This is a genomic window from Streptomyces sp. B93 (assembly GCF_018070565.1).
GTDB lineage: Bacteria > Actinomycetota > Actinomycetes > Streptomycetales > Streptomycetaceae > Streptomyces.
This window is the reverse complement of the sequence record NZ_JAGPXL010000007.1, coordinates 164,415-183,084: the sequence shown is the minus strand read 5'-3', so window position 1 is coordinate 183,084 and position 18,670 is coordinate 164,415. Positions and strand designations below refer to the sequence as shown.

Here is an 18,670-nt window from a genome sequence, read left to right as displayed (position 1 = left end):
GACAGACATGGGCAATCTCGTGGTGGTCGGAGTGGACGGCTCGTCGTCGAGTCTCGCCGCGGTGGAAACGGCCGCGAGGGAGGCCCTGCGGCGCCGGGCGGAACTCCGTGTGGTGTACGCGTTCAGCCTGCCGGTCAGACCGATGTACACGCCCCCCGACCCGGCGCCGCTGGAGCGTCTGGTCGGCGAGGCCGCGCAGCACGCCCGGAGTGTGGCGCCCGGGGTGGAGGTCACCGAGGCCGTGGTGACGGGCGAACCGGTGGCGGTGCTGGAGGCCGAGTCGCGCGGCGCGGAACTGCTGGTCGTCGGCCCCCGGGGCGTGGGCGGTTTCATCGGCATGCTGCTCGGGTCGACGGCAGTCTCCCTCGCCACCCACGCCCGGTGCCCGGTGCTGGTGGCCCGCGAGGAACCCGCCGACGCCGGACCGGTCGTGCTGGGCGTCGACGGCTCACCCGCCGGTGAGAAGGCGGTCGGGTTCGCCTTCACCGAGGCGGAGCTGCGCGGCACCGAGATCGTCGCGCTCCACGCGTGGCTGCCGGAGTACGCCCCCGTCGGCACCGGCGTCGAAGCCCCCGAGCGGCTGCTCGCGGAGGCGCTCGCCGGGCACGCGGAGAGCCACCCCGACGTGACGGTCAGACAGGAAGTGGTCAGTGGCGAGACGCGCGCGACGCTGATCGACGCGAGCCGCACCGCCCAGCTCGTGGTCGTCGGGGCCAGAGGGCGCGGCGGGTTCGCGGGCCTGCTCATGGGCTCGGTCAGCCAGGCGCTGCTGCACCACGCGCACGGCCCCGTCGCCGTCGTACGCGGCGAGGCATGACGGGGGACGATCATCCTCTGGCGGTGCTCGGCTGACGACGCCGTGGAAAGCGAGACGGCATGCACGATCCCGACCCCCCGTTCCGCCCGGTCGGCAGGCGCAAGGGCTATCTGCCGCTGGAGGACCTCGGTCTCATCGGCGACGGCGCGACGACCGCGCTCGTCGGCCTCGACGGCTCCATCCCGTGGATGTGCCTGCCACGGTTCGACGACGACCCGGTGTTCTGCGCCCTGCTGGACCACGCCCGCGGCGGTCACTTCACGCTGACGCCCGAGGACCTCACCGAGGCACGGCAGCGCTACGAGCCCGACACCGGCGTCCTCACGACCGAACTGCGCGGCACCACCGGCCTGGTCCGGATCACCGACGCCCTGGTCGTGCGCTCCGGGGCGGACCTCACCGACGACGTCCCCGCCGACCGGGCCCAGCTCGTGCGCAGGGCCGTCGTCGTGAACGGACACGTACGCCTGCGGATGGAGCTGGAACCCCGGGGCGGCGGACGGGCCCGGTCCCTGTTCAGCGGAGTGGAGGTACGGCCCTCCCGGCGTCCCGACCTGCGTCTGCACCTCCGGTCCAACCGTCCCCTCGACGGACCGCACGGCACGTACGACCTCCGGCAGGGCGAGCACCTCGACCTCGTGCTCTCCTGGGGCCGCTTCCACCGCCACCACCGGTTCGACGCGGAGGCGATGCTGAGCGCCACCGCCGACGCCTGGCGCCGCTGGATGCGGCACTTCACCTACGACGGCCCCCAGGAACCCCTCGTCCGGCGCGCGGCCGTCACCCTGAAACTGTGCGACGACTGGACCAACGGCTCCCTCGTCGCCGCCGCAACCTCCTCCCTGCCCGCGCCGATCGGCGGCATCCGCAACTGGGACTACCGCTACGCCTGGATCCGGGACGCCGCGTTCGCCGTGTTCGCGCTGCGCCGCATCGGCTTCGCCAACGAGGCCGACGCCTTCCTCGGCTGGGTCCTCGACGCCTTCGAGTACAGCGGGCACCCCCGGATCATGTACGCCCTCGACGGCAGCCCCGTACCGGACGAGATGGAGGACGCCGAACTGGAGGGCTACCAGCGCTCCGCCCCGGTGCGCTGGGGAAACGGCGCCGCCGACCAGCGCCAGCACGACATCTACGGCGAGATCCTCGACTGCGCCGACCAGTGGCTGCTCTCCGGCGGGGACGTCCGGCCCCCGCTGTGGGCGAGCCTGGCCAGGCTCGCCGACACCGCCCAGCAGGCCTGGCGCCAGCCCGACCAGGGGATCTGGGAGGTCCGCAACGAAGGCCGGGTGTTCACCTACTCCGCCGGGATGTGCCAGGTGGCCCTGGACCGGGCCGCGACGATCGGGGAACGCCTCGGCCTGCCCGGCAACGTCGCCGGATGGCGGGCCTCGGCCGAGGAACTGCGCGGCATCATCCTGGAGCGGGCCTGGGACGAGAAGGCGCGGACCCTGAGCGCGCACCTCGACGGCGGCGGCGCCCTCGACGCCAGCCTGCTCGCGCTGCCGCTGCGGCAGGTCGTCCCGGCCGACCACCCGAGGATGGTGGCCACCGCGGCGGCCGTCGCCGAACGCCTGTCGGCCGGTGACGGTCTCCTCTACCGTTATCTGCACGAGGAGTCGCCCGACGGCCTGGCGGGTGACGAGGGCGCCTTCGTGCTGTGCAGCTTCTGGCTCGTGGACAACCTCATCGGCCAGGGCCGGATCGACGAGGCGGAGGAGCTGTACGGCTCGCTGTGCGCCCGCGCCAGCCCGCTCGGCCTGCTCTCGGAGCAGATCGACCCGTCCACCGGAGCGTTCATGGGCAACTTCCCCCAGGCCTTCAGCCACATCGGGATCACCGCCAGCGGTGTGAACCTCGCTCGAGCGAAAGCAGGCGTCACGGCATGATCGATCGGCTCGCGGTGTTCGGCGCTACGGGTGACCTCACCGCCCGCTTCCTGCTCCCGGCCCTCGCGGCACTGCGCGCGGAGGGGAACCTGAGGGAACACTTCCAGGTGACCGGCGCGAGCCGGGAGGACTGGGACGACGACCGGTACCGGGAGTGGGTGACCGACCAGCTCGACCGGCACGGCGGGGACCATCCGCCCGACGCCAGGGCGGCGGTCGCCGCCGCGACCCGCTACCGCCGCGCCGATGTCTCCGACCCGGCCGACGTCGCGGCGGCCGTCGCCGGCGACGGCCCCGTCGCCGTCTACCTCGCCCTGCCCCCGGCGCTCTTCCCCGCCGCCGTCACCGCGCTGCACCGGGCCGGACTGCCCCAGGGCAGCCGGATCGTGCTGGAGAAACCCTTCGGCGAGGACCTGACCGGCGCGCGGCACCTGAACGGGCTGCTCGCCGACCTCGTCCCCGAGCGGGCCGTCTTCCGGGTGGACCACTTCCTGGCCATGACGACCGTGCAGAACGTGCTCGGAAGCCGACTCGCCAACCGGGTCCTGGAACCCATCTGGAACAGCACCCACATCGCCGAGGTGGACATCGTCTGGGACGAGACCCTCGCCCTCGAGGGCCGGGCCGCCTACTACGACACCGTCGGCGCGCTGAAGGACATGGTGCAGAACCACCTCCTGCAACTCCTCTGCCTGGTAGCCATGGAGCCGCCCGTCACCCTCGGCGAGCGCGACCTGCGCGACCGCAAGGTGGACGTCCTGCGCTCCGTACGCCCGCTCACCGAGGACGACGCCGTACGCCGCACCCGCCGCGCCCGCTATCAGGCGGGCCGCATCGGCGACCACGCCATCCCCGCCTACGCCGACGAGGACGGCGTCGACCCGAAGCGCCGGATGGAGACCTACGCCGAGGTGGAACTGGAACTGGACAGCTGGCGCTGGTCGGGGACGACGTTCCGGCTGCGCACCGGAAAGGCGCTCGGCGCGGACCGCAAGGAGGTCGCCGTACGCTTCCGGCCCGTGCCCCACCTGCCCTTCGGCCACGACGGGGAGGCGCTGCCCAACGTGCTCCGCTTCGGACTCGAACCGGAGGGCCTGACCTTCGACCTCACCGGCATCGGCGCCCGTGTGCACTCGCTCGCCCCGCTGTCCCTGACCGCGCGGATGGAACCGCCCCACCTGCCCGCCTACGGCAGGCTCCTGCTGGACGTGCTCAACGGGGACCCCGCCATGTCCATCCGGGGCGACGAGGCCGAGGAGGCCTGGCGGGTCCTGACCCCCGTACTGGACGCATGGGAACGGGACCTGGTCCCGCTGGAGGAGTACCCGGCCGGGTCCGACGGACCCCGCGCCAGGTGAGCGCGTGATGGCGCCCCCCTCCCAGGACCGGCCCCGTTACGTCGTCGTCTCGGGCGTCACCGGCAGCGGCAAGAGCACGGTGGCCCGCCTGCTCGCGGAGCGTCTCGGGCTGCCCTTCGCCGACGGCGACGACTTCCACTCCCCGGCCAACATCGCCAAGATGTCCGCCGGGACCCCGCTGGACGACACCGACCGACGGCCCTGGCTGGAGTCCATCGGCCGCTGGCTGCACGCGCGCGACACCGAGGACACCGGCGCCGTGGTCGCCTGCTCGGCCCTGAAGCGACACCACCGCGACACGCTGCGCGCGGCCTGCCCGGACGCCCTCTTCCTCCATCTGACGGCGGACCACGACGTCCTGGCGTCCCGGCTCGGCAGCCGCTCCGGGCACTTCATGCCGACCTCGCTCCTCGACTCCCAGCTCGCCGCGCTCGAACCCCTCGAGCCCGACGAGCCGGGAACGGCGCTCGACGCCACGCCGGACCCGGCGACGATCGTAGACCGGGCCGTCAATCTGCTGCGCCGCGGCCGGGGAGCGCCGGGTGCCGGGCGGCACCCGGACGACGTGTGACGGTCAGCGGCCCACGGCGCAGGCGTCCCCGTTCAGCATGAACCGGGGCGGCGGCGCCGCGTCACCGGTGTGCTGGGCGACGTAGCCGAGGGTGACGGCGGCGCCCGGGGCGATCGCGGAGTTGTACGAGGCGGAGGTGGCCGTGACCACGTTGGCGAGCTGGGTCAGGTCCGTGTTCCAGTCGGAGACGATGGTCTGTCCGAGGGGCAGCGGGAACCTGAGCGTCCAGCCGTTCACCGGGGCGCTGCCCGTGTTGGTGACGGTGAGTTCGACCTTCGTGCCGGTGCCCCAGCGCTCCACGGCGCGGTCCACCCGGCAGGTCGGCTCCTCCTGTGCGAACGACACCCGGTGCAGGCCGCCCGGCAGGTCGTTGACGACGTAGAACTCGCCGTCGACGGTCGTGCCGATGTTGGTGACCTGGGTGGGCATCTGGCCGATCTCGGCCTCCTCGTAGCCGCCGCTGCCGTCGGGGCGCAGCGCCCACACCGTGGAGGAGCAGTAGTCGGTGGCGATGTAGACGCCGTCCAGCAGGTCGGCGTGCTCGCGGCCCCGGTAGACCTGACCGCCGATCACCGAACAGCCGCCGGTGTAGGGGGAGTACGTGAACACCGGCTCGGTGTACTCCTCGCCGGGCCGGCAGTCGCCGCCCGTGAAGCGCTCCAGGCCCTCGTAGCAGGACCAGCCGAGGTTGAGGCCGCCCTGCCCGCGGGCGAGGTGGTTGATCTCCTCCCAGCGGCCCTGGCCGACGTCGCCGATCCACATCGAGCCGTCGGCGCTGTCGAAGGAGAACCGCCAGGGGTTGCGCAGGCCGTACAGCCAGATCTCGTCGCGGGCGCCGGGGGTGTCCACGAAGGGGTTGTCCTCGGGGACGCAGTAGGGGAGCGGTCCGCAGCTGCGGCTGACGTCGACGCGCAGGATCTTCCCCAGCAGGGTGTCCAGCCGCTGCCCGGCGCGCAGCGGGTCGGCGGAGCCGCCGCCGTCGCCGATGCTCCAGTACAGGTTGCCGTCGGGGCCGAAGGCGAGCTGGCCGCCGTTGTGGTTGTTGAACTCGGTGTGCGGCTGGGAGAGCAGGACCTCGAGCCGGGACTCGTCGAGCCGGTAGCGGGCGAGCGTGACGGCCCCGTCGGGGAGCGCCGTGTACGCCAGGTACAGGTCCTGACTGGTGGCGAAGTCCGGCGGGAGGGCGATCCCGAGCAGACCGCGCTCGTTGCCCGACTCGTCGATGGCGGAGGTGAGGTCGATCAGCGGGGTCTGCGCCAGGCCGGTGTCCGGGTGGTAGACGCGTACGGTGCCGGGTTTCTCGGTGATGAACAGGCGGTCGGTGCCGTCGTCGGGGGCGGCGATGGCGGTGGGCCGCCTCAGTCCGAAGGCGACCTGGGTGGTGGTCGCCTTGAGCGAGGGCAGCGGCGGCTGCGCGCCCGCGCCCGGGGCGGGTTGGCTCGCCGCGGCGGGCAGCGGGGCGAGCAGGGTCAGCAGGAGGGCCAGCAGAAATGGCCCCGTCCAGCGGCTTCTTGGCATGTCGGCTCCATGGGCGAGGAGGCTTGCACGGCGGTGCTGGCTGTGCGGGGGGTGGCACATGATGCGCATCGTGTGGGAGCGCTCCCGCGATCCAGGCTGAGGGCCGTGGGACAGGGCGGCAACAGTTGAACACGCCACTTGTTGGCGCACTCCGTGCGGTGCCGGAGAGCGCGCAACACCAGTCACGGCACCGCAGTTCGCGGAATACGCGGGCCGTTGTCGGTATATGCGGCGCCCGGGGACGGTGAGTCCCCGACTGGCCGAAACGGGCCCGCTGTCAGATCACCCGGAACAGGTCGGCGGCGCCGTGGACGTCGGTGAGGTCCTCGATGCAGCGGAGGTTGTCGCACAGCGCCTCCAGCACCGGCCCGGATTCCTCGGCGGGCGGATCGCCGATGGCGACGCCGAAGACCCGGAAGTCCAGCCGGCGCTTGGCGTCGTTGCGGACACGCATCCAGTCCTCGGTGACATCGCACTCCCCGTCGGTGATCAGCACGATGTCACCGCGCGACCGCGCGCTGGCGTCGAACTCCTCCGCCAGCAGTTCGGTGGCCGCCGTCAGCGGTGTCTGGAAGCTGGTGCCGCCGCCGAGGAAGGTCTCCGCGAAGTCGAGGACCTGGTCGATCCCCGCGGGCCGGTCGGCGGGGAAGCGGAAGACGCGCAGCTTGTCCGCGGAGGAGAACAGGATGCCGACGAAGTCACGCCCGCCGTGCCGCGCCTGGTCGAGCAGGGCCAGGGCGCACGCCTTGGCCCACGCCTCCCGGGTGACCCCGCCGGGCCCCTCGGCATACATGGAGTGCGAGGTGTCCACGCAGGCGATGACGGCTCCCCGGCCGGTGACCTGCTCGCCCTGGCTGTCGTAGAGCATCAGTTCCCCGGCGGCGTAGCGCGCGGCGAACACGGCGCGCAGTTCGGGCAGGCCGAGGGCGGCCAGTTCGGAGGGGATCACCCGGGACAGGTCGTCGCCGAGGGTGACACCGACCAGCTCCCCGGTGGCGTTCTCCACCCTGCGGGCGCGTTCGCCGTCCGCCATCCTCCGGAAGCGGCCGATCAGTTCGGCCCACTGGGCGAGCCGTCCGGCGCGCATCCGTTCGGCGAGCCGGGCGCGCTGCTCGAACGGCATCCGCTCCAGCCGGCCGGGGCCGACACCCCAGGCCCGCATCAGCGCGGCCTCCTCCCGTACGGCCTCGGTGGCCGCCGCTGTCGCGCCCCGGGCGGCGGCACCGACCCCGGGCTCGGCCGCCGCGAGCGCCTGCCCGGCGTGCCGGGCGGCCCGCATCGCCGCGGCCTCGGCCGTCTCGGCGGCCCGCATCGCCTGCCGCACGGCGTCGGCGGCCGGTGCCGGTACGGCGCCGTCGTCGCCGGCCGCCTCGGCGGCCCTCCGCAGCGCCGCGCCCACGGCCTGAGCCGCCTCCTCGGTGTCCCGCTGGGCCCGCCCCACCCGCTCCATTTCCTCCTGGGCGGGCCGGGAGTGCTCCAGCATCCGGCGCACCGCGGGAGCCTGCGCGAGTACGGCCATGGCGGCGGCGTAGGCGTCGCCGACCGTCTCCCGGCGCAGCGCGGCGAACTCGGGCGACGTGGTCAGCGAGGCCATGACCTGGTGGTTGACCAGCCGGGAGGCGTCCATCTCGGCGCGCTCACGCAGTCGCGGGGCGGCCTGGTACGCGGCCAGGAACACATCGGTCAGCAGGTCGGTGGCATGGTGGTGGAGCCCGCGCAACTCCTCGTCCAGGTCGCGCAGTCCGGCCGACTGCGCGTAGGTGTCGCGCCAGGCGATCCGGTCGAAACGGTCCGCCACCACGGCCGAGGTGTGCCGCTGGGGAGCGGCGGCGGACAGGTCCAGCCACCTCCCGGCCCGGCCCGCCAGCGCGCCGAGTCCGTCCGCCGTCCCCTCCATACCGCTGCCCCCCTCGGTGTTCAGAGCTGTGCCTGCACCGTGCTCGCGTCCACGCCGAGGGCCTCGGTGAGGACCCGGGCGCGGACGGCGCGCTGGTGGCCGGTGACCCGGTCGATGGCGGCGGTGGAGCGCCCGGCGGCAGCCGCCTCCGCGCGCAGCTGCTCCAGCCGCCGCCCCGCCCATGCCAGCTTGTGGTGGGCCTGCTTGATGACCCACTCGCTGAGCGCCTCACGGGACTGCCCCGCCATGGCGTCGAGCTGTGCCTCCAGTTCCTCGATGGTGTCGGCCAGGTCGAGGGCCTCCTTGGCGTCGGGGTTGACCAGGTGCAGCACCTCCCGTTCGACGGTGGGGCGCTCGGCGGGCGAGTCCCACAGCACATGCGTCAGCACCGACAGGTCGGTCTCGGTGACCTCGGCGCGGCCGTCGAGGTACGCGCACGCCTGGAGCAGGCCCACCGCCTGCCGCCAGCGCCGGTCGGAGGCGATCAGCTCCTTGCGCCGCAGGGCGGCCCGCAGGGTGCACACCGCGTCCACGATCGGGTCCGGGACGTCCACGGCGGGCACGGCCTCGGTCACCGCGTGCCGCAACGCGTCCAGCTCGACGGTGGTCCGGGCCGCTGGCACCGGGCGGCTGACGGCGGAGCGGACCAGCGCGGCGAAGTTCGAGGGGTCCGCCAGGTAGCCGACCTCGATCCGTACCAGCAGCCGGTCGTAGATCGCGGCCGAGTCCTCGCCGTCGGGCAGTTCGTTGCTCGCCGTGATGGCGCCGATCAGGGGGCAGCGGATGGGCTCGCCGCCGTTCTCCGGGTGGTAGAGCCGCTCGTTGAGGAAGCCCAGCGTCTCGTTGAGCGCCGCCGTGGAGCACTTGAATATCTCGTCGATGAACGCGACGTGCGCGGTCGTGGCACGGCCGTCGTACACCTGGCGGTACTCGCCCCGGGCCAGCGCGGCGACGTCGATGGGGCCGAACATCCGCGTCGGAGCGGTGAACTTGGACAGCAGGATCTCCCAGTAGGACGCCCCCTCGATCCGGCCGGTGAGTTCCCGGGCCAGCTCGGACTTCGCCGTACCCGGCGGGCCGAGCACCAGCGAGTGCTGCCCGGCGAGCAGGGTCACCACCAGCGTGCGCACCACGTCGGCCCGCTCGTAGAACCGGTCCGACAACTCGTCGCAGATCGCCCGCAGCCGCTCGGCGGTGTCCTGCGCGTCCGGTGGGCCCATGCTCAGCTCCTGCCTGTACGCCGGTGAGGGGAGGTCGTCCGAGCAAGATAGCCCCGTGCGCTGGACCACCGGCCACGCGGGCCCGCTCCGTCGTCAGGGTGCGGGGAGGCGCAGGACGCCGTCGTCGTAGTCGACGGTGACCGAGCCGTAGTCGCTGAGCACGTCCGAGCCGAGCAGGCCCTGTATCTCGCCGTCGTCCCGGGAGGAGTCGAGGTCCACGACGGTGACCTCGCCCGGTTCGACGGGGACGTCACCGATCTCCCAGTCCGTCACACGGGCGACGGGGACCCGGCCACTGCCCAGGATCCCGCTCACCGGACGGCGCTCACCGGTGAGTTCCAGACCGGCGCGGTCCGCGACGTCGTCGTCCACCACGCTGGTGGAGGCCCCGGTGTCCAGCGCGAACTCGAAGGGCCCCGCGCCCTGGAGGCGCACCTGCACGAAGGCCAGCGTCTGCGCGCCCTGCTCCTCGACCCGCAGCGGCACCTCCCGCACGGACCCGGTGGGGGCCGGCGTCTCCTCGCCGTCGTCGCGGTCCTCGAACGCGGCGCAGCCGGTGAGCAGCAGCGCCGCCAGCAGCCCGGGAACGAGCCGGTGCCGCGCGGCGGGCGTGGTGTCGTCCCGCGGGCCCATGCGCCCGAGGTGCCCATCCGGCCGCCGGGTAAACACCGGCCGCTCACCCGTTCGGACGCGGTGGGCGGGGCGCCCGCGACGGGCGGCGGTCAGGGTGGGAGGTGCTGTCCCACACGTGAGGGAGCCAGACATGACCGAGACCGGTTTCGACGGTGCCCGGGAACTCGCTGCCGACACCGGTGGCGGTCGGCCCGAGGTCCGGCGCGAGCCGGGTGACCTGCGGCGCGTCGGAGCGAACCCGGACCACTGGTACCCGCTCGCCCGGTCCCGGAGCGTGCGCCCGGGGCGGGTCCTTCCGGCCGTGTTCGCCGGTGAGCGCATCGCGCTCTTCCGGGGGAGGAGCGGTGCGGTGTACGCGCTGGAGGACCGGTGCGCCCACCGGCAGGTGCCGCTGAGCATGGGCGTCGTGGAGGGCGAGACGCTCCGCTGCTGCTACCACGCGTGGGCCTACCGGGGCGACGGCCGCATCTCGCAGATCCCCTACCTGTCCAAGGGCGACGGCCGTCCGCCGCGCGGGGTGCGCGGCTACCCGGTGCGGGAGGCGTACGGGCTGGTGTTCGTCTTCCCCGGCGACCCGGAGAAGGCGGCCGTCACCGAGCTGCCCGACCTGCCCGCCTTCGGGGTGCCGGCGTACCGGACGATGACCTTCTCCCGGACGGTGCGCTGCCACTACTCGTTCATGCACGAGAACCTGCTCGACATGAACCACCAGTTCCTGCACCGGGGCGTCGTCGGCAGGATCCGCCCCGAGCTGCTGGGTTACACCACCGGACCCCGGTCGGTGGAGGCCAGCTACCTGTTCACGCACTCGGGTGGCAAGCGCAACCGGGGCGCGAGCCTGCTGTCGGCCGGGGACATCCGGGGCAGCGACTCGGCCGACCTGCTGACCATCCGCACCGAGTACCCGTACCAGACGCTCGACCTGGTGCAGGAGGGCGCCGAGCGCCCCGCCTTCCGGCTCTGGGCCGCGTACGTGCCCGAGGACGCCGAGCAGCGCAGGTGCCACGCGTACGGACTGCTCATGATCGAGAAGCCCCGGATCCCGGGCGCCCTCCAGCTGGCCTGGCCGCTCATCCGGCGCTTCACCGAGCGGGTGTTCGCCGAGGACCGGATGGCGGTGGAGGCCGAGCAGCGGGCGTGGGACGAACAGGGCGAGGACCGCAACCACGAGGTCTTCCCGCTGATCCTGGACGTCCGCGAGGTGCTGCGCGCCAACGGCGTCCCCCTGCGGCCCCGGGCGGCGGCCCCCGGCTGCGGTCAGGTCCAGTAGACGCTCGCGAGCGGGTAGCCGCCCGCGTCGTAGGTCTCCTGGCTCACGGAGATCCCGAAGGCGATCTCGAGGCCCTTGAGGAAGCGCCGCTGCCAGTCGGGAATCCAGCCGCCGTTCTCGAAGACCGGGCGGCCGTCGACATAGCGGACGTCGGGATGACAGCGGGCCTCGTGCAGGGCCCAGTTGAGGAACGACATCTCCGGCACGTGGTCGAAGTAGTGCCCGCCGCGTCCCGCCGCGTCCTCGCCGAAGGTGCCGTGGATCTCGCCGCTCCACACCTGGCGTCCGTCCTCGAAGTACACCATGCAGTACATGCCCTTGGCGGCGATGTGGTAGAGGAGGGCGGCACGGCCGGTGCCGGTCGGCAGCGCGAAGCCCTCGTGGAAGTGGAGCAGGCAGTCGAAGCCGCCGACGAGGAAGGACCAGTCGCCCTCTCGCCCGTAGACGGTCGTAGGGGGTTCGTCAGGGACCCGGGTGTGCGGGTGGGTCCGGTCGTAGACGGCCTTGGCCTCGTCGGAGACAGGCTCGGGCAGCTCCCACGGGACCGCGCCGAAGACCACCGCCAGGTCCTGCGGCGCGATGCCCTGCGCGAACACAAGGCCCGCGTAGTCCCCGAGGAAGGGGTCGGGCCGGCGGCCCGGCCAGCGCTCGCCCATCCATGCGATTCCGTCGTCCGCTGTCATACCGCCGGACCGTAACAGCGGGCACCGACAATCCTGTCCGGCACCGTCGGCGTCACAGGCTCGTGCCGAAGCCCTGTGTCGTGTAGGCGCACTCGGTGTAGATGTAGCCGGGGTCCAGCTTCGCGGTGTCGGAGGCGGGCGAGGCGAGGCTGTCGCCGACCGGCTTGTGCACGAAGTACGTGGTGCCGGGCGGCAGGCTGATGGTCTTCTGCGGGTAGTTCTTGCCGTCGCTGCACGGCTGGAAGCCGGGTGTGATGGTGCTGGCGAGCGAGTACGCCTGGCAGTCGCCGCACGCCTTGAGGGTGAGGCTGCCGGTGACCGGGCCGGTGTAGAGGACGCGGATCTCGTCGGGGCTGTCGTTCTTGACGGTCACGGAGATGCTGCCGCCGGACGCGGTCGTCGGCAGTCGCTTCCCGGCCTCCGGGACCGTCTGGGCGACCTCGGCCGCGATGGCGATCTTCTTCGCGCGCTCGGCGTTGCGGTGGTTCTTGTTCGCCTTCACGAACTGGTTCATCGTGCTCTGCGCGTCCGCGAAGTCGCCGTCCTCGTACTGGTCCACACCGCACGCGTAGGTGCCCGAGTCGGCGCGGTCCTCGGCCCGCGTGGCCTGCGCGTCGAGCGCCTTCGCCGTGTCGCTGTTGTTGTCCGACAGCTCGGTGATGCGCGCGCTCAGCGCCCGCAGGCTGTCCATCGCCCCGCACGGCTCGTCGCCGCCCAGCCCCTTCGCGGCACGGTCGACGGCCGAGCCGACGGCGGGTTCGACCTTCGCGGTCTGCTCGGCGTCCGGGAACGTGCTGAGCAACTGGCCGAAGGACGTCGTCCAGTCGGCCTCACCGGCCGCCAGCTTGCCCGCCCCGCACTCGTAGAGGGAGGTGGCCAGCCGGTCGTCGGGCCAGGTGGCCAGCGACCCGAGGGCCTCGTCGGGCATGCGGTCGGGGACGTCCCGCAGATACCTCAGCGGTTCGATCGCCTGGCAGTAGTCCTGCTCCTCGTACGCGGCGCCGACCGTCTCGTAGTAGACCTCCATCCGCTCCGGAACCCGCTGGGCGGCCCGCGACCCCTCGTGGTCGGCGCTGAGGTCCCGGTACACGGCCAGCGCCTCGCGGTAGTCCGGCTCGGCCGTGCCCCAGGACTCGTCCCCGGCCGCCGCGACCAGCCGGTCCGCCTCCGTGAGCCGTTCCAGCAGCATCTTCTCGACGGCCTCGTCCCGGGCGTCGTCGTACAGCACCGCACCACCGGCCGGTACGGCGAGCAGGGCGACGCCCAGCGCCAGCGCGAGGGGCCGCTGCCCCGGCCACGCCAGCGGCCTGCGCAGCCCGGCGACCGCCCCGTGGACGGCGGCGAGCAGCAGGAAGGCCAGGTAGCTGCCGACCAGGGCGGACGAGACGCCGTCGGCGTCCGCCGGGAGCGCCACGAACAGCAGCACCGCGGTGACCGCCAGGCAGACAGCGGCGGCGAGCCAGCGGCGCAGCAGCGCGTAGCCCAGTCCAAGACCGCTGAGGTTCAGCAGCGCGACCGCCAGGGCCCGCAGGCCGTCCGGAGCCGCCGGTGGCGGGCCGGGAGGCATCGGAGGCATCGGCGGTATCGCGAAACCGTGACTGGAGTCGTACGGGTTCCCTGACATGGCGGCTCCCCCCGCTCAACAGCGCCCACCGGTCGGTGAGTTGGCAGTCTACGGCCGCCCTCGCCGCGCCGACAGGGCGGGGCCGCCCCCGTGCCAGGCCGCCGCCGGGCCGCCGCCCACCGGTGACCCTCGGGACGCGCCCGCGTCATTGGTGACAGGTGCTTGACACAGGTACGGACGCGGACAGGGGCCGACCGGCCGTCCAGTGGGGCCGGTCGGCCCATCCGGACGCGGGCCCGGGGGCGGGAGGCTGTGACCGAGGGCGAGGAGGCGACCGCCGGGTACCGGAGGCGGGCGCCGACCATCGTGGTCCCGGTCCCGGAGGAGAGGACGGCACCCGGACCATCCCGGTGCGGTACGCCTGAGCAGGGGTCGGGCGTCTGCGCCACCCGCGTGTGCGCGGCCGATGCGGCAACGGCCGCGCACACGCGTACGTCTGTGCCACCCTCGCCCGTGGCCCGCTCAGCGCGGCACGGTCGGGTCGGTCGGGTCCGGTTCGGTGCCGCCCTGGTCGAGCCGGAAGGGCGGGTACACGTCGGTCAGCAGCGCGGCGTACGCGGCCACCCGCAGCACCCAGCGGTTCAGCCCCAGGATCAGGTCGAACAGACCGCGCGGATAGCGCCCGGTGGCCGCGAGGGCGACCCCGGCGAAGAGCGTGAGCAGGCCGATGAGCCCGCCGGAGAACCAGGCCGCGCGGACTCCGCCGATCAGGAAGCCCAGGACGAGGTAGTGCGGGATCGCCAGCAGCCACCACTTCACCAGGACCAGGCCCCGCGAGAGCGTGCGCGGGTACTCCAGATCCCAGTGGGCCGGGTAGTCGGGCACGTCGGCGAGGGTGAACGGCGGATAGCGGTCGGTGCCCAGGGTGCCGTACGCGTAGTAGGCGACGCGCCAGTTCCAGCGCAGTACACCGGTGTTGAAGTCGAACAGCGGCCGGGGGTAGCGGCCGGTGAACAGGATCGCGAAGAAGGCCACCACGCCCGTCACCACGAACGCCACCCACAGGAAGAGCAGGACGACGTAGTGGGGGAGTGCGAGCAGCCACTTCACCAGCCACAGCCAGCGGGACAGCGGCTCGTCGAGGGCCGCCGTCAGCCGTGCGGGGTGCACCGGCGGGGGCGCCGTGGGAGGCGTCGCCGGGGGTATGGTCTTCGTGCTCATGGGACCGGTCCCTTCGGAATCCGGTGACGGTGATTCCAGCGTTCCGCCGACCGGCCCGCCCTGCCACTGGGCTGTACGGGCCCGGTGGAGGGCCACAACGCCCTCGCGCTCCGCACCCCTGTTCCCCCTGTCCCTCCCCAGTGCCCGCCGGGCGGGGTGCCCGCCGGGCCGCACAGGCGTAGCGTCGGCATATGGGAGAGGACGGGTATGTGCGGCGTACATATGCCGGGTGAGGTCACCCTCGGTCCCGAGGCGCTCGACCCGGAGTTCGCGGAGACGGTCCGCCGCACCGGCGCGTCCATCGGCGCCCTGTACCTGCTGGAGTCCGACGAGAGGCTGCTGCGCCTCGAAGTGCTCTCCGGGGCCTCGGCCGAGATCGCCGCCCCCTGGGCGCGGGTGCCGGTCGCCGCCCCGGCCCCGGTGGCCGACGCCGTGCGCGAGGACCGCCTGGTCTGGCTCGGCAGCCAGGAGGAGGTCGCCCACCGCTATCCGCGCACCGCGATGGCGCTGCCGTACCCGATGGCGATGGCCGCCGTCCCCGTGTCGGGCGTACGGCGCTGGGGAGCGCTGCTCCTGATGTGGCCGAGCGCCCGCCCCCCGTACATGACCGGCCGGGAGCACGGCCACCTCATGTCCCGCGGCCGGCGCCTGGCCCGCCTCCTGGAGGAGACCGCCGACGGCTACCGGCCCACCTCCGGGGAGCCGCGGGTCGTCGACCCCACCGGCCGTCCGGCCGTGAGCCCGGCGATGGCCGCGGCCGACTTCGTGGAGCGCCTGCCGGGCGGCAGCTGCTCCCTCGACCTGGAGGGCCACTTCACCTACCTCAGCTCGGGCGCCGAGCGGCTGCTCGGCCGCGACGCCGACCAGCTGCTGGGCACCCTGCCCTGGCTGTCCCTGCGCTGGCTCGACGACCCCGTCTACGAGGACCACTACCGTGCCGCCGTCCTCAGCCGCCAGCACGTGACGTTCACCGCGCGCCGCCCCCCGGGCCAGTGGCTGGAGTTCCACCTCTTCCCCGACGCCAGCGGCATCAGTGTGCGGGTGCTCCCCGCCGGTGCCACCACCGGACAGCTCGCGTCACCCGTCACCGCCACCGACAGCGCCGCCCCCGCCCGCGCCGGTCAGCTCTACCAGCTCATGCACCTGGCCGCCGCGCTGACCGAGGTCGTGGGCGTACGGGACATCATCGACCTGATCGCCGACCAGATCATGCCCGCCTTCGGCGCGCAGGGGCTGGTGCTGTCCGTCGCCGACGCGGGCCGACTGCGGATCATCGGCCACCGCGGCTACGCACCCCGGGCGATCGAACGCCTCGACGCCCTGGCCCTGGAGACCGACTTCACCCCGGCCGGACGCGCGCTCGCCACCGGAGTGCCCGCCTTCTTCGCCGACGCCGACGAGATGCGCCGCAGCTACCCGGAGGCGCCGCAGGTCAGCGGGAAACAGGCGTGGGCCTTCCTGCCGTTGGTCATCTCCGGGCAGCCCGTCGGCTGCTGCGTCCTGTCCTACGAGCGGCCGCACGAGTTCACCGCCGAGGAACGCGCCGTCCTCACCTCACTGGCCGGTCTCGTCGCCCAGTCCCTGGACCGCGCCCGGCTCTACGACACCAAGCACGCGCTCGCCCACGGACTGCAGCAGGCGCTGCTGCCGCACGCCCTCCCCGAGGTGACCGGACTGCGGGTCGCCGCCCGCTATCTTCCCGCCACCCGCGGCATGGAGATCGGCGGCGACTTCTACGACGTGATCCGCCTCGGTCCCGGTGCCGCGGCGGCCGTCATCGGCGACGTCCAGGGCCACAACGTCGCCGCCGCCGCCCTCATGGGCCAGGTGCGTACCGCCGTGCACGCCCACGCCACCCTGGGCGCCTCTCCCGGGCAGGTCCTCGCCGCGACCAACCGGCTCCTCGACGACCTCGGCGTCGAGCTGTTCACCAGCTGTCTCTACGCCCATCTGGACTTCGTACGCCAACGGGTGACCGTGGCCAGCGCCGGGCACCCGCCCCCGCTGCTGCGGCTGCCGGACGGCGACACCCGGCCGCTCGTCGTCCCACCGGGACCGCTCCTGGGGATCGACCCCGACGCCGCGTTCCCCGTGGCGGAGGTCCTGCTGCCCCCGGGGTCGCTGCTCGCGCTCTACACCGACGGACTCATCGAGATGCCCGGGAGCGATCTCGACGACTCCATCGCGCAGCTCGCCCGCCAGCTCGCCGACGCCGGTGACCAGGACCTCGACCTGCTGATCGAGAACCTGCTGGAGCACACCGAGGCGGCCCGGCGCCGCACCGACGACGTGGCGCTCCTCGTCCTGCGGCATGAGGCGGCCGGTGCCCGGGCACCGGCACCGCACACGTGAGCCTCGCCCCTCTTACCGCTCGCGGGGCGCCGTGGAACCCCGTACCGGGTGCTTGCTCATCACCGAGACCCGGTTGAAGGCGTTCATGGTGATCGCCACCCAGATCACCGCGGAGATCTCGTCGTCGGTCAGCGCGGACCGGGCGTCGGCGTAGGCCGTGGTCTGGGCGGTGGCGTCCGCGGGGTGGGTGGTGGCCTCCGCGAGGGCGAGCGCGGCGCGCTCCCGGGGGCTGAACAGCTCGGTGTCGCGCCAGGCCGCCAGCACACTCAGCCGCTGGGTGGTCTCGCCCGCCCGCAGCGCGGCCCGGGTGTGCAGGTCGAGGCAGTACGCGCAGGCGTTGAGCTGGGACACCCGGAGGTTGACCAGCTCGACGAGGATCCGGTCGAGACCGGACCGTGCCGCCACGTCCCTGACCGCCTCCGAGGTGGCGATCAGGGCGCGGTAGGCGTCGGGGCTCTGCTTGTCGACGTAGACCCGCTTGCCGGTGCTCGCCGCCGTCCCAGTCACCTGGTCTCCTTCATCGAGTGATCATCCGTGCCACGTCCTATCATGACCAAGAGAAAGTTGAATGTCGAACGAGTTGAGTGTCAAACGTTCTGCTTCCGGGAGGACGCACCGTGAGCAACACCGAAGCACATCCCGTGGAACTGTCGTGCGGTGGACCCTCGGACGCGGGCCCTCCGCCCGTCGTCGAGGTCCTCACGGCCCGGGAGGTCCCCCTCGGCGGACCCCGCGCGATGACGGTACGGCGCACCCTGCCCCAGCGGGCGCGCACCCTGATCGGCGCATGGTGCTTCGCCGACCACTACGGCCCCGACGACGTCTCCAGCACCGGCGGCATGGACGTCGCCCCGCACCCGCACACCGGCCTCCAGACCGTGAGCTGGCTCTTCAGCGGCGAGATCGAGCACCGCGACAGCCTCGGCAGCCACGCCCTCGTCCGGCCCGGCGAACTCAACCTCATGACGGGCGGCCACGGCATCAGCCACACGGAGGTGTCCACGCCCCGCACCACCCTGCTGCACGGCGTGCAGCTGTGGGTCGCGCTGCCCGACGAACACCGCGACGCCCCACGGGACTTCCAGCACTACGCGCCCGCCCCCGTACCGCTCGACGGCGGGGCCGCCCGGGTCTTCCTCGGCACGCTCGCCGGTGACACCTCCCCGGTGCCGACGTTCACCCCGCTCCTCGGCGCCGAACTCTCCGTGGACCCGGGAGCGACGGTGCGCCTGGAGGCCGACCCGCTCTTCGAACACGGCCTCCTCGTCGACACCGGCGACATCCGCTTCGACGGCACGCCCCTGGCCCCGGCCGAGATGGGCTACGCCGCCCCCGGCCGCACGACCCTCACCGTCACCAACGCCGGGCCCGAGGCAGCCCGCCTCGTCCTGCTGGGCGGACCGCCCTTCGGGGAGGAGATCGTCATGTGGTGGAACTTCGTCGGCCGCACCCACGACGACATCGTCCAGGCCCGCGAGGACTGGATGAAGGGATCACGCTTCGGCGAGGTGCAGGGCTACGACGGCGCCCCACTGCCCGCGCCGGAGCTGCCGAACGCGCCTTTGAAGCCACGGGGAAGGGCACGCTGACCCACGAGGCTCCCGCGTCAGCAGGGGCCTTGTCGCCCGCTCTGTCGCGGCACCGGTCGGGTAGCGTGGGAGCCATGTCGAGTCCTGA

General features: G+C 73.1%; 15 protein-coding genes. 7 read left to right on the top strand and 8 right to left on the bottom strand.

Annotation, left to right across the window (positions count from 1 at the left end; all coding sequences use genetic code 11):
• Positions 1-7: 7 nt before the first annotated feature.
• Genes KBY47_RS09710 through KBY47_RS09695 form a run of 4 tightly spaced genes read left to right on the top strand, consistent with a single transcriptional unit; the run spans position 8 to position 4,635 of the window.
• Positions 8-817, top strand: a complete 810-nt coding sequence (locus KBY47_RS09710; RefSeq protein WP_210920587.1) for a universal stress protein — start codon at positions 8-10, stop codon at positions 815-817.
• A gap of 59 nt (positions 818-876) precedes the next feature.
• Positions 877-2,706: a glycoside hydrolase family 15 protein gene (locus tag KBY47_RS09705; RefSeq protein WP_210920586.1), complete on the top strand. Its 1,830-nt coding sequence runs from the start codon at positions 877-879 to the stop codon at positions 2,704-2,706.
• Complete coding sequence (locus tag KBY47_RS09700) at positions 2,703-4,064, top strand: glucose-6-phosphate dehydrogenase (RefSeq protein WP_210920585.1); 1,362 nt, start codon at positions 2,703-2,705, stop codon at positions 4,062-4,064. The genes KBY47_RS09705 and KBY47_RS09700 overlap by 4 nt, the downstream gene beginning before the upstream one ends.
• Before the next feature lie 7 nt (positions 4,065-4,071).
• Positions 4,072-4,635 (top strand): gluconokinase, encoded by a 564-nt coding sequence (locus KBY47_RS09695; protein WP_210920584.1) that lies wholly within the window; start codon positions 4,072-4,074, stop codon positions 4,633-4,635.
• A gap of 3 nt (positions 4,636-4,638) precedes the next feature.
• On the opposite strand, the gene KBY47_RS09690 is transcribed toward KBY47_RS09695, so the two are convergent.
• The 4 genes from KBY47_RS09690 to KBY47_RS09675 all read right to left on the bottom strand — a co-directional run bounded on the left by KBY47_RS09690 (position 4,639) and on the right by KBY47_RS09675 (position 9,903).
• Positions 4,639-6,153: a PQQ-dependent sugar dehydrogenase gene (locus tag KBY47_RS09690; protein WP_210920583.1), complete on the bottom strand. Its 1,515-nt coding sequence runs from the start codon at positions 6,151-6,153 to the stop codon at positions 4,639-4,641.
• 277 nt (positions 6,154-6,430) lie between these two features.
• Positions 6,431-8,050: a VWA domain-containing protein gene (locus KBY47_RS09685; RefSeq protein WP_210920582.1), complete on the bottom strand. Its 1,620-nt coding sequence runs from the start codon at positions 8,048-8,050 to the stop codon at positions 6,431-6,433.
• Positions 8,051-8,070: 20 nt separating this feature from the next.
• A complete protein-coding gene (locus KBY47_RS09680; protein ID WP_210920581.1) occupies positions 8,071-9,270 on the bottom strand; it encodes an AAA family ATPase in 1,200 nt (399 codons plus the stop codon).
• A gap of 93 nt (positions 9,271-9,363) precedes the next feature.
• On the bottom strand, positions 9,364-9,903 hold the full coding sequence (locus tag KBY47_RS09675) for a retropepsin-like aspartic protease (protein WP_210920580.1): 540 nt from the start codon (positions 9,901-9,903) through the stop codon (positions 9,364-9,366).
• A 130-nt stretch (positions 9,904-10,033) separates the two neighbouring features.
• On the opposite strand from KBY47_RS09675, the gene KBY47_RS09670 reads away from it, so the two are divergent.
• Positions 10,034-11,173, top strand: a complete 1,140-nt coding sequence (locus KBY47_RS09670; RefSeq protein ID WP_210920579.1) for an aromatic ring-hydroxylating dioxygenase subunit alpha — start codon at positions 10,034-10,036, stop codon at positions 11,171-11,173.
• On the opposite strand, the gene KBY47_RS09665 is transcribed toward KBY47_RS09670, so the two are convergent.
• The 3 genes from KBY47_RS09665 to KBY47_RS09655 all read right to left on the bottom strand — a co-directional run bounded on the left by KBY47_RS09665 (position 11,161) and on the right by KBY47_RS09655 (position 14,641).
• Entirely contained in the window at positions 11,161-11,856 is a 696-nt protein-coding gene (locus tag KBY47_RS09665; RefSeq protein ID WP_247694443.1) for a hypothetical protein, read from the bottom strand. The two genes, KBY47_RS09670 and KBY47_RS09665, sit on opposite strands and share 13 nt — an antisense overlap.
• Positions 11,857-11,908: 52 nt before the next feature.
• Complete coding sequence (locus KBY47_RS09660) at positions 11,909-13,480, bottom strand: hypothetical protein (RefSeq protein WP_210920578.1); 1,572 nt, start codon at positions 13,478-13,480, stop codon at positions 11,909-11,911.
• A gap of 462 nt (positions 13,481-13,942) precedes the next feature.
• Complete coding sequence (locus KBY47_RS09655; protein WP_210920577.1) at positions 13,943-14,641, bottom strand: DUF4389 domain-containing protein; 699 nt, start codon at positions 14,639-14,641, stop codon at positions 13,943-13,945.
• 207 nt (positions 14,642-14,848) lie between these two features.
• Between KBY47_RS09655 and KBY47_RS09650 the strand changes: the two genes are divergently transcribed.
• Positions 14,849-16,993: a SpoIIE family protein phosphatase gene (locus KBY47_RS09650; protein ID WP_210920576.1), complete on the top strand. Its 2,145-nt coding sequence runs from the start codon at positions 14,849-14,851 to the stop codon at positions 16,991-16,993.
• A 12-nt stretch (positions 16,994-17,005) separates the two neighbouring features.
• Here KBY47_RS09650 and KBY47_RS09645 read toward each other — a convergent pair whose 3' ends face one another.
• Entirely contained in the window at positions 17,006-17,500 is a 495-nt protein-coding gene (locus tag KBY47_RS09645; protein WP_210920575.1) for a carboxymuconolactone decarboxylase family protein, read from the bottom strand.
• Positions 17,501-17,610: 110 nt separating this feature from the next.
• Between KBY47_RS09645 and KBY47_RS09640 the strand changes: the two genes are divergently transcribed.
• Positions 17,611-18,582: a pirin family protein gene (locus KBY47_RS09640; protein ID WP_210920574.1), complete on the top strand. Its 972-nt coding sequence runs from the start codon at positions 17,611-17,613 to the stop codon at positions 18,580-18,582.
• Positions 18,583-18,670 lie beyond the last annotated feature (88 nt).